Source organism: Vibrio sp. D3, from assembly GCF_043995865.1.
Classification (GTDB): Bacteria; Pseudomonadota; Gammaproteobacteria; order Enterobacterales; family Vibrionaceae; genus Vibrio; species Vibrio diabolicus.
This window is the reverse complement of sequence record NZ_CP171887.1, coordinates 514,215-527,254: the sequence shown is the minus strand read 5'-3', so window position 1 is coordinate 527,254 and position 13,040 is coordinate 514,215. Positions and strand designations below refer to the sequence as shown.

Annotated in this window: 13 protein-coding genes; 5 read left to right on the top strand and 8 right to left on the bottom strand. The window is 43.8% G+C overall.

Features of this window, described 5'->3' with window-relative positions:
* Positions 1 to 23: 23 nt before the first annotated feature.
* Both dsbC and xerD read right to left on the bottom strand, forming a co-directional pair.
* Entirely contained in the window at positions 24 to 812 is a 789-nt protein-coding gene (gene dsbC, locus ACHFJ9_RS10470; protein WP_012842135.1) for a bifunctional protein-disulfide isomerase/oxidoreductase DsbC, read from the bottom strand.
* Between the two features lie 59 nt (positions 813 to 871).
* Positions 872 to 1,789: a site-specific tyrosine recombinase XerD gene (xerD, locus tag ACHFJ9_RS10465; RefSeq protein WP_005397336.1), complete on the bottom strand. Its 918-nt coding sequence runs from the start codon at positions 1,787 to 1,789 to the stop codon at positions 872 to 874.
* A gap of 158 nt (positions 1,790 to 1,947) precedes the next feature.
* Here xerD and fldB point away from each other — a divergent pair, with 158 nt between their 5' ends.
* Positions 1,948 to 2,466, top strand: coding sequence for a flavodoxin FldB (gene fldB / locus ACHFJ9_RS10460; protein ID WP_395356763.1), 519 nt, complete (start codon positions 1,948 to 1,950; stop codon positions 2,464 to 2,466).
* 85 nt (positions 2,467 to 2,551) lie between these two features.
* On the opposite strand, the gene brnQ is transcribed toward fldB, so the two are convergent.
* The gene (brnQ, locus tag ACHFJ9_RS10455) at positions 2,552 to 3,862 is read right to left on the bottom strand and encodes a branched-chain amino acid transport system II carrier protein (protein ID WP_006742676.1); all 1,311 of its coding nucleotides are present in this window, start codon (positions 3,860 to 3,862) and stop codon (positions 2,552 to 2,554) included.
* Positions 3,863 to 4,192: 330 nt separating this feature from the next.
* Here brnQ and ACHFJ9_RS10450 point away from each other — a divergent pair, with 330 nt between their 5' ends.
* Together ACHFJ9_RS10450 and srmB are read left to right on the top strand one after the other, a co-directional pair.
* Positions 4,193 to 4,912, top strand: a complete 720-nt coding sequence (locus ACHFJ9_RS10450; RefSeq protein WP_395356760.1) for a tRNA1(Val) (adenine(37)-N6)-methyltransferase — start codon at positions 4,193 to 4,195, stop codon at positions 4,910 to 4,912.
* 107 nt (positions 4,913 to 5,019) lie between these two features.
* Positions 5,020 to 6,243, top strand: a complete 1,224-nt coding sequence (gene srmB / locus ACHFJ9_RS10445; protein ID WP_005396291.1) for an ATP-dependent RNA helicase SrmB — start codon at positions 5,020 to 5,022, stop codon at positions 6,241 to 6,243.
* Positions 6,244 to 6,352: 109 nt separating this feature from the next.
* Here the strand turns inward: srmB and yaaA are convergent, their stop codons facing one another.
* Positions 6,353 to 7,129 (bottom strand): peroxide stress protein YaaA, encoded by a 777-nt coding sequence (yaaA, locus tag ACHFJ9_RS10440; RefSeq protein ID WP_395356758.1) that lies wholly within the window; start codon positions 7,127 to 7,129, stop codon positions 6,353 to 6,355.
* Between the two features lie 111 nt (positions 7,130 to 7,240).
* Positions 7,241 to 8,674 carry an alanine/glycine:cation symporter family protein gene (locus tag ACHFJ9_RS10435; RefSeq protein WP_395356756.1) on the bottom strand — a complete coding sequence of 478 codons (1,434 nt, stop codon included), beginning with the start codon at positions 8,672 to 8,674 and terminating at the stop codon, positions 7,241 to 7,243.
* Between the two features lie 721 nt (positions 8,675 to 9,395).
* On the opposite strand from ACHFJ9_RS10435, the gene ACHFJ9_RS10430 reads away from it, so the two are divergent.
* Positions 9,396 to 9,581 carry a DUF3545 family protein gene (locus ACHFJ9_RS10430; RefSeq protein ID WP_005396294.1) on the top strand — a complete coding sequence of 62 codons (186 nt, stop codon included), beginning with the start codon at positions 9,396 to 9,398 and terminating at the stop codon, positions 9,579 to 9,581.
* A 234-nt stretch (positions 9,582 to 9,815) separates the two neighbouring features.
* On the opposite strand, the gene ACHFJ9_RS10425 is transcribed toward ACHFJ9_RS10430, so the two are convergent.
* From ACHFJ9_RS10425 to nfo, 3 genes are all read right to left on the bottom strand, one after another.
* Positions 9,816 to 10,367, bottom strand: coding sequence for a hemerythrin domain-containing protein (locus ACHFJ9_RS10425; RefSeq protein WP_005396296.1), 552 nt, complete (start codon positions 10,365 to 10,367; stop codon positions 9,816 to 9,818).
* 112 nt (positions 10,368 to 10,479) lie between these two features.
* Positions 10,480 to 11,160: a uracil-DNA glycosylase gene (gene ung / locus ACHFJ9_RS10420; protein ID WP_005396298.1), complete on the bottom strand. Its 681-nt coding sequence runs from the start codon at positions 11,158 to 11,160 to the stop codon at positions 10,480 to 10,482.
* Positions 11,161 to 11,443: 283 nt separating this feature from the next.
* Positions 11,444 to 12,331: a deoxyribonuclease IV gene (gene nfo / locus ACHFJ9_RS10415; RefSeq protein WP_109168794.1), complete on the bottom strand. Its 888-nt coding sequence runs from the start codon at positions 12,329 to 12,331 to the stop codon at positions 11,444 to 11,446.
* A gap of 326 nt (positions 12,332 to 12,657) precedes the next feature.
* Here nfo and grcA point away from each other — a divergent pair, with 326 nt between their 5' ends.
* Positions 12,658 to 13,035, top strand: coding sequence for an autonomous glycyl radical cofactor GrcA (gene grcA / locus ACHFJ9_RS10410; protein ID WP_005381814.1), 378 nt, complete (start codon positions 12,658 to 12,660; stop codon positions 13,033 to 13,035).
* Positions 13,036 to 13,040 lie beyond the last annotated feature (5 nt).

Sequence of the window (13,040 nt, the reverse complement as noted above, 5' to 3'; positions counted from 1 at the left end):
TTGCCGGCTCTGCTCCTAAAGGATTATTGTTGCTTTAAACGTTTCAATAGCTCTGCAGGCGGTAGGTAACCGCCAACCATTTCGCCATTCGGTAAGAAGATCGCTGGCGTACCAGAAATTCCCAATTGGCGACCTAGATTGTAATGTGATTGGATGGTTTCTTTACACTGTTTTAAGTCTTTCGCAGGGTTATCAAACGTACGATTCACTTTCGCGTTGTGCATTGCCGACTTTGGATCTTCAGCACACCAAATCGTCGCCATTTGCTCTGCCACTGGGCCAGTAGCACCTTGGCGAGGGTAAGCCATGTAACGCACTGTAATGCCTAGATCGTTATAGCCTTGCATTTGGCTGTGCAGACGCACACAGTAACCACAAGTGATATCAGTAAATACCGTCACAGCATATTTTTCATCGTCGGCTTTGTATTCAATCATGCTATCGGAGAACTGCGCGATTTTCTCCGCATTAAGCGGCGCTTGGCGCTCTGCAATGACATCTTTGTAACTACCATCGTCATTGATGGCATAAAGCGTACCGGCGATAAAATGGCTACCATCATTTGAAGCAAACAAGATCCCGCCATTAGTTTGGATTTCCAATAAACCAGCAACTTCTGATGGCTGAATATCAACGATAGATAAACCAAGCTTTGAGAACTTAGTTTTTAATGCTGCTTCATCAAAACTGCTTTGCGCAGCTGGTGCCACTTGCTGTGCAGGAGTGTCCGTTTTAGCCTGACTTTCTTCTGCACCACACGCGGTAACAAAAAATGGTAAAGTCAGCAGAGTTAGTCGGCGTAATACGCTCATGAAATTCACCTTAATATAAAATCGTTTTTCCAAGAAGACATGGATGAATCTAACCATTGTTATGCTCTTGGGTGGTGTTGACTGTGGATCTGCTTCAATCGTTCAGTCGCCACGTGAGTATAAATTTGCGTGGTCGATAAGTCACTATGTCCTAATAGCATCTGTACGACCCTGAGATCTGCGCCATAGTTCAATAAATGCGTGGCAAAGGCATGACGCAGTACGTGCGGCGACAGCTGTTCAGTGTCAATCCCTGCTATCAAAGCATAGTACTTAATACGGTGCCAAAACGTCTGACGAGTCATTTGCCTTGCGCGTTTGCTAGGAAAAACAATATCAGATGATGTATCACCAAGTAACGCAGGACGCCCTTGTTGAATAAACGTCTCGATCCAATCTACCGCGTTCTCCCCCATTGGCACTAAGCGCTCTTTACCGCCTTTACCTGTGACACGTACAACTCCTTGACGCAAACTAATGTTTTCCATAGTTAAACTGACCAATTCCGTCACACGCAAACCAGTCGCATACAGTAGTTCCAGCATCGCTTTATCCCGCAATTCCACCGGATCATTCGGGTCTGGCGCTTCGAGCAAGGCGTCCACTTGCTCTTCACTAATATCTTTGGGCAAGCGTTGTGGCAGTTTAGGACTGACCAAGAGCGCACTCGGATCATCAGCACGTACTTTCTCACGATGCAGATATTGGAATAAACGGCGAATTGCCGACAACATACGCGCACGGGACGTCTGCTTGTAATCCAAGTCTACAAGGTAGCTTTGGTATTCTTGCAAGCCAGACAAACTAATGAAATCAAGACGGTAGCGATGTTTCTCCATCCACGTGAGCAGCTTCATCAAATCATTTCGATAGGAAGCCAGCGTGTTCTCTGATAGCCCACGCTCCATCCACATCGCATCTAAGAATTGCTCAACAAGCGAAAAATCTTGTTGATTGACAGGCTGTTGTGCCGTCATGAACGCTTCCTTATCTGTTTATATTTACAGTATTTAGATTAAGGCACCTGTCGATCCAATACCATAAAAAAATCATCCCGCTTAGGATATTCGCTGCAATCTTCCTCAATTTATGGTTAGAATCTTCCACAACAGCAACACAAATAACGATGAATATAATGAAAATCGGACTCTTTTACGGCTCAACGACCTGCTACACCGAAATGGCAGCAGAGAGAATTCGTACCATTATTGGTGAAGACCTTGTCGACATTCACAATGTGAAAGAGACACCGTTATCACTAATGGCGGACTACGACTTATTACTCCTTGGCATCTCAACTTGGGACTTTGGTGAAATTCAAGAAGATTGGAATGCGATTTGGCAAGACATCGCAACAACACCATTAAAAGGTAAAGTTGTCGCGCTGTTTGGTCTGGGTGACCAAGAAGGCTACGGTGAGTGGTATTTGGACGCGATGGGCTTACTTCACGATGAATTACAAGCGACCGGCGCAACCTTTATCGGTTACTGGCCAAATGAAGGCTACGAATTTGAAGCATCGAAAGCACTGATTGAAGATGGCAGCAAGTTTGTTGGACTAGCGTTAGATGAAGACTCGCAGTACGAACTGAGTGATGAGCGCATCGAAAAATGGTGTGAACAAGTTCTTGTGGAGTTCCACGACACACTTTAATAGTGTGAACGCTTCAAAGATAAAAAATAAAAAGCCCGATGAAGTAATTCATCGGGCTTTTTAATATCTTGATAGTGAGAAGTTATTACGCTGTTTCTTGTGCTAGCTCTGGACGAGGTTTCGCGATGAAGAACATACACACAATAGCCGCAAATGTTGGAAGCACCCAACCCATGCCCACTTCGAATAGTGGCAACATGTTAAACGCAGAAACATCAACACCCGATACTTTTGCCGCATCAACCAACGCAAACAGCAGAGATACAAGCAGTACCGCGCGGTAAGCAAAACGTGGATTTGGCAGTTTGCTGCGTACAAATGTTAGTGCAACCAACGCAATCGCCACAGGGTACAGCGCAAACAATACTGGCACTGACAGAGAAATCAGTTGTGCAAGGCCGACATTCGCAACCAACGCACAAACAGACCCGTTAATCAGTACCCATTGCTTGTATGACAGTGGCGTTTTCGAGCTGAAGAAGTCTGAACACGCAGAAATCAAGCCAATAGCCGTTGTCAAACACGCTAGTAATACAATGACAGACAGAACGATTTGACCGTATGGACCAAACAGCGCTTGAACGTATTGGCTAAGTACCAGACCACCGTTATCTGCACCAGCAGCAACAGTTGCACTCGTCGCGCCCAAGTAGAATAGTGAGATGTAAACAAACGCAAGACCAGCAGCGGCAATACAACCTGCATAGATCAGATATTTAGTCGTTGCAGAACGCTCAGTAATGCCTTTACCGCGCAGTGCATCAACCATCAGCATGCCAAACATCAATGACGCGAACGTATCCATTGTGTTGTAGCCTTCTAGGAAGCCTTTGGTCAGTGGTTGCGTTAAGTACTCACCGTGCGCGCCCAGCATGTCACCTTGAGGATCAATAAATACCGCGACAGCAAGAATGATCAAACCGACAAACAGCGCTGGAGTCAGCACTTTACCAATCAAGTCGATAAGACGGCCTTGGAACCATGAGAACATCATCGCCGCAATAAAGAAGATCACTGAAAATGCAGTGAGATGCGTTTGTGACGCTTCAAGGAAGAAAGGTTTCACCGCCATCTCGTAAGCCACTAGGCCAGTACGAGGCGCAGCAAACGCAGGACCGATGATGATGAAGATCAACGCAGCCATAATAACCGCTGCTTTTTTCGGAAGGTCTTGCGTTAAGTGATCCCAAGAACCACCAGCAACAGCAATAGCAACGATAGTAATAAGAGGTAGACCTACCGCTGTTAGCAAGAAACCAAACATCGCTGGCATTAAGTTTTCACCGGCTAGCTGACCCGCTAGAGGTGGAAAGATGATATTGCCCGCACCTAAAAAGAACGCAAATAGCATAAAGCCCACTGCGATAATATCTGTTAGTTTTAACGTCTGCTTCACAGATAACCCTTGTCTTTTAATTAATGAATGTTGTGTATGCTTAGACCACTTTTTGTATACCTAAAGTCAATAAGTACACGTGGTTCAATCTATAAAATTTTCGCCGCATAATGACGAAAGACTCATCATTTGGCAACCTTTAAGAAAAAAACACCATATTAATTTAGTTTTCAAACTTAAAAGCAGTGAATATAACCAGATCTAAATAACAGACCAGTTCTTTATCTCGATCAATTAACCATACAATTTAATAACCAACAAAACAACAATCTATACAATTAAGAAACAATAGAGAAATTCACTTAATTATTGAGCAAACATAAAACAATCATGAAGAGCAAAAAACTGAAAACTAAAGGCTTCAATTTTAAGCAATTTTGTATTGAGGGCGGCGAGAGTGGTATGCCCGTCAGCACTGATGGGGTCATGCTTGGTGCTTGGATTCAAAGCCCGAACAACGCTCAAATTCTCGATATTGGCACTGGCACCGGGTTGCTTGCCCTGATGTGTGCCCAACGCTTTACAGAAGCTCAAATAACCGCGGTCGATATTGAATTAACAGCCATTGAAGCTGCGCAAAAAAATGTAGTTCAGTCGCCTTGGTCAGATCGTGTAAGTGTGCATCACATCGACATACTGCACTTTACGCCGACACATCCATTCCAACGCATCATTTGTAATCCGCCCTACTTCAACAGCGGCGAACAATCGAAACACAGCCAACGTGCAACCGCGAGGCATACTGATACACTAGGCCATAACGTATTGCTGCAGCGTTGCTATCATTTGCTTGATGACGAAGGGAGGGCTAGTTTTGTGTTGCCAATCACCGAAGGCGAGCAGTTCATTGAGCTAGCATTAAACCAAGGCTGGTATCTATCGAGGATCTGTCGTGTGCAACCATCAGAAAAGAAACCAGTACATCGACTGTTATTTGAACTGGCGAAGCAGCCTTGCGATACTCAAGAATCACATTTAATAATTCATTCGCATGACGGCTACAGTGACGATTTCGTCCAATTAACCCGCGAGTTTTATCTTAAGATGTGAAATAACATGTGATCCTTATCACCAATCACTTTATAATGTGCGACCTTTTTGTATTCTATGCTGTTGTGGCGAACCATTAACCAAGCTTTGCTTGTGGAGAACTCATTGTGATCAGAACCTTTGCTGAACTTGATCTAGACCAAAACCTACTTGAAGCCATTGAAGAGATGGGTTACGAACGCCCAACAAAAATTCAGGCAGAAGCGATTCCACAAGCGTTGGATGGTCGTGACATTTTAGCGTCAGCGCCAACAGGTACTGGTAAAACGGCAGCCTTCGTTCTGCCAGCATTGCAATACTTGCAAGACTTCCCTCGTCGCAAGCCTGGACCTGCGCGTATTTTAATCCTAACGCCGACGCGCGAATTGGCGATGCAAATCGCTGATCAAGCACGAGCTTTGGCAAAAAACACTAAACTGAACATTTTCACCATCACAGGTGGTGTTCAATACCAAGAGCACGCCGATATCCTTGCGACAACACAAGACATTGTGGTTGCAACGCCTGGCCGTTTAAAAGAATACATTGATGCAGAGCGTTTTGATTGCCGTGCGATTGAATGGTTAATTCTGGATGAAGCAGACCGTATGCTAGACATGGGTTTTGCTCCTACTGTCGATCGTCTATCTAACGAGTGCCGCTGGCGTAAACAAACCCTTCTGTTCTCAGCAACTTTAGAAGGTAAAGGCGTAGAGGGCTTTACCGCTGATCTGTTGAATGACCCAGCAGAGATTGATGCAAAATCGCCACTGCGTGAACGTAAGAAGATTGCTCAGTGGTACCACCGTGCTGATGATGCAGAACACAAGCTTGAATTACTAAAACACATTATTACTCAGCAAGCAGAGCGCACCATTGTCTTCTTGAAGACACGTGAGCGTTTGGCAGAGCTACGAGCGCAGCTTGAGAGCGCACAGATTCCATGTTCTTGGATTCAAGGTGAAATGCCTCAAGATCGTCGTAACAATGCGATTTCTCGCTTCCGCGATGGTACTGTAAACGTGCTGCTCGCAACGGACGTTGCTGCGCGTGGTATCGACCTTCCGGATGTGTCACACGTTATTAACTACGACATGCCACGCACGGCTGATGTCTACCTTCACCGTATTGGCCGTACGGCTCGTGCGGGTAAGAAAGGTAATGCTATCTCAATCGTAGAAGCACACGACCAACCAATGATGGATCGCGTTGCACGTTACGTGAAAGAAGACATCAAAGAGCGTTTCGTGAAAGAGATGCGTCCGAAACACAAAAAACCTGTGTTTAAGAAGAAAAAGAAAAAAGAAGACAAGAAGAAGCCAGCGAAAAAGAAAACCGCTAAGAAGAAGTAATCTTGTTGGGGCGAAATAGCCTAAGCTAAAACATAACAAAGGGTTGGCACTGCCAACCCTTTTTCGTTTGTGTTTATTGAGATTAACGTAGACTACGTCTCAATCAGTTTTAGTTTTGCTCTTCGCGTTTAAATACTAACTCTGTTGGTGTCGATTCATCTTCAACAAAGTAGTAACCCGCCGTATCAAACTTAGTCAGGTCTGCCACGCTCTCAATACGGTTTTCGATGATGTAACGCGCCATCATGCCGCGCGCTTTCTTCGCGTAGAAGCTGATGACCTTGTATTGGCCATTCTTACAATCTTTGAATACTGGCGTGATCACTTGCGCATCTAAGTTCTTTGGCTTCACCGCTTTAAAGTATTCATTTGATGCAAGGTTGATAAGCACATTATCACCTTGAGCAGAAATCGCTTCGTTAAGCTTATCCGTAATCACATTGCCCCAAAACTGGTACAAGTTTGTGCCCTTGTCGTTTGCAAGCTTGGTACCCATCTCAAGACGGTATGGCTGCATCAAATCGAGTGGTTTTAGTAAACCATAGAGGCCAGACAACATGCGCAAATGATCTTGGGCATACTCGAAGTCCGCATCAGATAAGGTTTCGGCGTCTAGTCCTGTGTAAACATCACCTTTAAACGCTAGGATCGCTTGTCGTGAGTTTTCTGTGGTAAACGTTTCACTCCACTCTTGAAATCGCCCGACATTCAAATCGGCAATCTTGTCGCTCACTTTCATTAAAGAGGCAACATCAGCAGGAGTCAGTTTGCGGCAAACATCGATAAGCTCTTTTGAGTATTCGACTAAATCAGGTTGAGTAAATTTTTCTGTCGCTAACGGAGACTCGTAATCAAGAGTCTTCGCTGGAGAAACTACGATAAGCATGACTTTCCCTTCTCTAATTTTGTTTTTTAATAGGGTACAAAAAAAGCCATGCATTGTCTGCATGGCTTTTTACATCGTACTAATAGCTTTCAACTATGAGTGATAACTCACTTAGTCTTTTTTATTGTTGTACCAAATGCCTTCTTCAAGCTGAGATTTCAGCTCAGGGAAGTCATTCGCATCAAACGTTGGTACTTTACCTTCACCAAGTTGGCGATTGTAATCTTTTGCTAGCTTAATCACGATGCCAGATAGCAAGATGATTGCCACCAAGTTGACTATCGCCATCAGCCCCATCGAAACATCAGCAAGTGACCATACGACTGGGAGCGAAGCAAGTGCACCAAACATCACCATACCAAGAACAACAACGCGGAAAATGCTTAGGCCCGCCTTGTGGTTGTGCTCTAGGAAGATTAGGTTCGTTTCTGCGTACGAGTAGTTCGCGATGATTGATGTAAATGCAAAGAAGAAGATTGCCACGGCAACAAAGATGCCACCCCAATCACCAACTTGCGAGCTCAATGCACGCTGAGTTAGCTCGATACCCGTCACTTCTGTTGCTTGACCGACATACTCACCAGACATCAGGATGATAGCCACTGTTGCAGAACAGATAACGATCGTATCCATGAACACGCCTAGCATCTGAACATAACCTTGAGATGCAGGGTGTGGTGGGTAAGGCGTTGCTGAAGCCGCCGCGTTTGGCGCAGAACCCATACCCGCTTCGTTCGAGAATAGACCGCGTTTAATACCGTTAATCATTGCCTGTGCAATCGCGTAGCCAAGACCACCAGCCGCCGCTTCTTGCAGACCAAATGCACTCTTAAAGATAAGCATTAATACATCAGGTAGCTTCTCTAGATTAGAGAACATGATGAACAGTGCTAGAGCCAAGTAAAGCAGCGCCATGATCGGAACGATCATCTCTGCGACTTTTGCGATACGCTTGATACCACCGAAAATTACAATCGCAGACAGTACTACAACCGCGATACCAACGTACAGGTCACTCCAACCAAATGCGGTGCTCATTGCATTTGCAATTGAGTTAGCTTGTACGGCGTTGAATACCAAACCAAAAGCGATGATTAGGAAAACTGAGAACAATACGCCCATCCAACGCATGCCCAGGCCTTTTTCCATGTAGTAGGCAGGACCACCACGGTAGTTGCCATCATCATCTTTGGTTTTGTATAGCTGCGCCAGAGTACTCTCTGCAAACGACGTTGCCATACCAAGCATTGCGATCAGCCACATCCAGAAGATCGCACCAGGACCACCTGCAGTCAATGCAACTGCAACGCCCGCCATGTTACCTGTACCAACACGTGCAGCAAGACTAGTACAAAGCGCTTGGAAAGAAGAAATACCAGCTTTGTCTGCTTTACGACTGTTCTTAAGAACAGAGAACATGTGGCCGAAATGGCGGAACTGAATGAACCCTAATCGAACGGTGAAGTAAATACCAACACCAACAAGAAGATAAACCAGAATCGAACCCCAAAGGAGATCGTTCATCAAATTGATTAAGTCTGTCATGTGTACCTCAAAGTGAGTTGCGCCGGTCTATGCGTCCAAGCCATCCACCAAATTGCCTGCTAAGTGTCAAAGTGTGCTTAGCTTTTTAAGTAATGTTTATGGGCAATCTAGAATCGTAAACGTCGCTTCATGCATCCATTTTACGTACCAGCGTATTTTTTGACGGGCGGATAATGCAACCTAGGAGCGCAAAAATCAATATGCAATCATGATAATAACATTGTTATTTTTCACTATAAAGTCACCAAAAAATAACATAAATGGAAGACTTAACACCCATAAACCGCAACATTTCAATTACCAAATGCCAACATAAATAATTATCGCCCACCAAACAGAACGGAGAGCCATATAATTAAGACCAAGCTAGTATTCACAAGGTGTTACATAAATTTGCTCTAGTGTCTTACCATCTAATTGAACACTATTTCATCAAACTAGTTTTATGCAACTTTGACCTTTGCACTGTCCCCCCACTCGCCAAATCGAATTAACATTGAAAATCTCTCTATTTAATCGTTTTCTTGAGATCGTTTGTGCATTTTTTAGCCATCACATAGCCATGAAAAGTGTGATTTTGAGAATATTTTTGCACGAAAATGTCATGCTACCGACACAAATGCGAAATATATCATGGTTATTCTCACGGCTATTGTGGTACTTAAAAAACTCCACAAGGACTGGTTACAACAGTTTAGCTTAAGAAAGGTAAAGGTGGCTTATGGAAGGCTTTCAACTAGATGACATTTTTAATCTGGATACTACCTCAACAACCAAATCTCGTGCCAAACCAGTAAAGCGAAAGTGGCGTGAAATAGAAGAGATGAACGACAGGCGCAATTTGCTTAAAGAGCTACGCGAACTTGATGCCTGTACCGACTACAACTTGGAAGACATTAAACTCTAATTCAAACAAAAGGCACCTTAAGGGTGCCTTTTGTTTTTGTTTACAGTAACGGTAAACGACTTGAGTTTAAGCGCCAGGATTTGAGTATGAGTACCGTTATTACTCAATAGGAATTTTCCTGTCTTTTGGTTGAGAAGCGCAAAAGATAAATTTGCGTCCAATTCTCAATAAATAAGAAATGCAGCTAACAAACCCGAGTGATACTTTCGCTCACTCAGATTTTATCGCACACACTTAAACATACTCAGCATCACTTTGACGCACACGTTCAGCTAACTGTTTATAACGATCGGCAATAGTGTCACCAAAAACTGGATCATCTTCGCTGACGCTCCATAAGCTTTCAACATGCTGCCAATCTTCGGTAGTGAACAGCTCCTCAATGAGAGGCAGGATTTTTCGCTCCTCTAACTCCAAGTGGCGTCTTTGTGATTCAATGAAATCCTCTAGGTGGGCCACAAACATGTCTTGAGGCACAACAGCATCCTGCAGGATCATTTCTATCAAGGAAGCAAACTCTTTGGTTTTACTTGCTAACTCTTGGTGTTCTTTCTCTAAGTTTTCCATGGTCTGTTGCTTACCATAGTGCTCAAGAAAGTGGTGATAGAGAATATCTTCTTTCGGATGGTGAACTTTTTCTGAATGATTAGAGAGGTAATCAACTATCTCGCTTACTAATGCGTAGTTGATCGCACGTTCTTCTTTTATCTCATTAAGTTTATGGCGCAGTATCGCCAACAGACGAACCATATAACCGTGTTCGCGTCGAATTCTTTCGATCATCATAGCGTCTCTCCTTAACACCTACTTTTAATAAGTGTACATGAGAAATTTGCCATCAGCCTCGAGCGTGCTCAAAAAAACAGCGATAATGGCAGCATTATCGCTGTCTCTTCTTTTATACAGTTAATGGCAAATGCCAGTTGATTGGTGCTTTCCCTTGCGAGGCAAGTAACTGGTTTGCTTGAGAGAAATGCTTACAACCAAAAAAACCTCGGTGTGCTGAGAGTGGTGATGGATGTGGTGCGGCTAACACATGATGTTTATTGCGATCAATAAAGCGCCCTTTCTTCTGAGCGTGAGAGCCCCACAATAAAAACACCACGCCTTCCTGATGCTGGTTTATCGCTTCAATCACTCGGTCAGTGAACGTTTCCCACCCCGTTTTTGAATGTGAATGCGCTTTACCTTGCTCAACCGTCAATACCGTATTGAGCAGCAATACACCTTGCTCTGCCCAGCTTTGTAAGAATCCATGCTGAGGGATTTGGAACCCTTCAATATCTTGAGCCAGCTCTTTATACATATTAACGAGTGATGGTGGCGTTTTGATTCCAGGAAGAACGGAAAAGCACAAGCCATGCGCCTGATTTGGACCATGGTATGGGTCCTGCCCCAGAATCACTACTTTAACATCGTTAAACTCGGTAAAACGAAACGCATTAAAGACATCTTTCGCTGGCGGAAAAATCGCTTTGCCTGCGGCGCGTTCTGCTTCTACAAAATTCAAAGTGTCTACAAAGTAGCTCTGTTTTTTCTCTTCGCCGATCACATCGTGCCAAGTGGGTGACTGATTCATGGAAAGTTCCTGTCCTAAATTTTGCTTCTATTCTAACGAGCGAAACCCAAACAAACAAAAACTTACCACGAACTTGAGAACAGTAATAAAAGACTAATGCTTCTGTGGCGTTCGAAAATGCCCCTGTCCAGTAATGTGACGATTAGGCATCGGCAAACGAAGCACGCGGCGGCTATATGCGTAAGAAGCAAAAGAGTGTGGTCGAGACATAGTGGCATCCTTCTTTCTTAATTCAAATTGACTTAAGTGACTAAGAAAGAAAAGTGCCAACTCTGTGATCACATCATTGGTTATCTATCGCCGCTAGATGAAACTGACGCAGTGCGTTGATTTCTTGCTGCCAGATGTCCGGATCAATTGTTTCTAAAATCAGAGGGATACCATCAAAGCGAGGGTCTTTCGCGATGTACTCAAAACAATCCCACCCGATCTCTCCTTTGCCTAATGAGTGGTGGCGATCCACTTTGCTGGCAAACTCAACTTTTGAATCATTTAGATGCATTGCTCTTAAATAGTGCATCCCAACAATACGGTCGAATTCAGCAAAGGTATGCTCACAATCCTCTTTAGTACGCAGATCGTAACCGGCGGTAAACGTGTGGCAAGTATCGAGACATACACCAACACGTTCTTTGTCTTCCACTTGCTCGATGATTTCAGCAAGGTGCTCAAACTTCCAACCTAGGTTTGTACCCTGACCAGCCGTATTCTCGATTACCGCGATCACATTCGGCACCGCTTTGTGCGCAAGATTGATCGACTCTGCGATCGTCGCTAAGCACTCCTGTTCCGAGACTTTCTTTAAGTGGCTCCCAGGGTGAAAGTTCAGCAACGTTAAACCCAATTGATTACAACGCTCCATCTCATCGATGAATGCAGCGCGTGACTTATCCAACTTATCCGCTTCTGGTGCACCTAAGTTAATTAGATAAGAGTCATGGGGAAGAATATGTTCTGCGCCGAAACCCAGCATTTTACAGTTCGCTTTAAACGCACTGATGGTTTTTGCTTCTAAAGGCTTCGCCACCCACTGGCGTTGGTTTTTTGTAAATAGTGCGAACGCATTCGCGCCAATTTCGCGAGCTCTCAACGGCGCTTGGTCGACCCCACCAGCAGCAGAGACATGTGCACCAATGAGTTTATTCCCAAGCTTGTTTTTCATGTTTGTCATTTAATCACTTTAGACTTTCAGTATTGCTACCTAAATACAGATAGTTGCGTTAATCAGTTTAAACTTTAAGCTCAATTTGTAGTAAATTTACAATAAAATGAGTTATTAAATATTTTTTATATTATCAAATAAATTGTAATTAGTTTGTTTTCAAAGGTTTTATTGATTTAACTCAACAAAATCACCTTAATAAAAATAATGTTTTTGGTTGTTTTTTGACTTAAATCAATATTAAAATAGTGGATATTAGCTATATAATACTCAGCTCAACGAAAATTCGAAAATTAACACCAATAATCACCACGTAAGTGGTCTAGGAGATAGTGATGATCCAAGGTATCCAAATTACAAAAGCGGCAAACGACGACCTACTAAACTCTATCTGGCTATTAGATAGCGAAAAAAATGAAGCTCGTTGTGTTGCTGCAACTGCTGGCTACGAAGCAGACCAAGTTATCGCAATCAGCGATCTAGGTGAATACGAAAGCCGTGAAGTAGCAATCGAAACAGCTCCTCGCATCGAAGGCGGTCAACACCTAAACGTGAACGTGCTTAAACGCGAAACACTAGAAGATGCAGTTGCACACCCAGAGAAATACCCACAGCTAACAATCCGTGTTTCTGGTTACGCAGTACGTTTCAACTCGCTAACTCCAGAGCAACAACGTGATGTCATCGCTCGTACTTTTACTGAGACGCTATAATCTCA

What these genes read in the sequence shown, in the direction of transcription:
- ACHFJ9_RS10435 (WP_395356756.1), bottom strand. Translation starts at nt 8,674, where the DNA reads ATGACAGACTTAATCAATTTGATGAACGATCTCCTTTGGGGTTCGATT.
- ung (WP_005396298.1), bottom strand. Translation starts at nt 11,160, where the DNA reads ATGAATCAGTCACCCACTTGGCACGATGTGATCGGCGAAGAGAAAAAA.
- ACHFJ9_RS10430 (WP_005396294.1), top strand. Translation starts at nt 9,396, where the DNA reads ATGGAAGGCTTTCAACTAGATGACATTTTTAATCTGGATACTACCTCA.
- fldB (WP_395356763.1), top strand. Translation starts at nt 1,948, where the DNA reads ATGAAAATCGGACTCTTTTACGGCTCAACGACCTGCTACACCGAAATG.
- grcA (WP_005381814.1), top strand. Translation starts at nt 12,658, where the DNA reads ATGATCCAAGGTATCCAAATTACAAAAGCGGCAAACGACGACCTACTA.
- dsbC (WP_012842135.1), bottom strand. Translation starts at nt 812, where the DNA reads ATGAGCGTATTACGCCGACTAACTCTGCTGACTTTACCATTTTTTGTT.
- xerD (WP_005397336.1), bottom strand. Translation starts at nt 1,789, where the DNA reads ATGACGGCACAACAGCCTGTCAATCAACAAGATTTTTCGCTTGTTGAG.
- ACHFJ9_RS10425 (WP_005396296.1), bottom strand. Translation starts at nt 10,367, where the DNA reads ATGATGATCGAAAGAATTCGACGCGAACACGGTTATATGGTTCGTCTG.
- ACHFJ9_RS10450 (WP_395356760.1), top strand. Translation starts at nt 4,193, where the DNA reads ATGAAGAGCAAAAAACTGAAAACTAAAGGCTTCAATTTTAAGCAATTT.
- nfo (WP_109168794.1), bottom strand. Translation starts at nt 12,331, where the DNA reads ATGACAAACATGAAAAACAAGCTTGGGAATAAACTCATTGGTGCACAT.
- yaaA (WP_395356758.1), bottom strand. Translation starts at nt 7,129, where the DNA reads ATGCTTATCGTAGTTTCTCCAGCGAAGACTCTTGATTACGAGTCTCCG.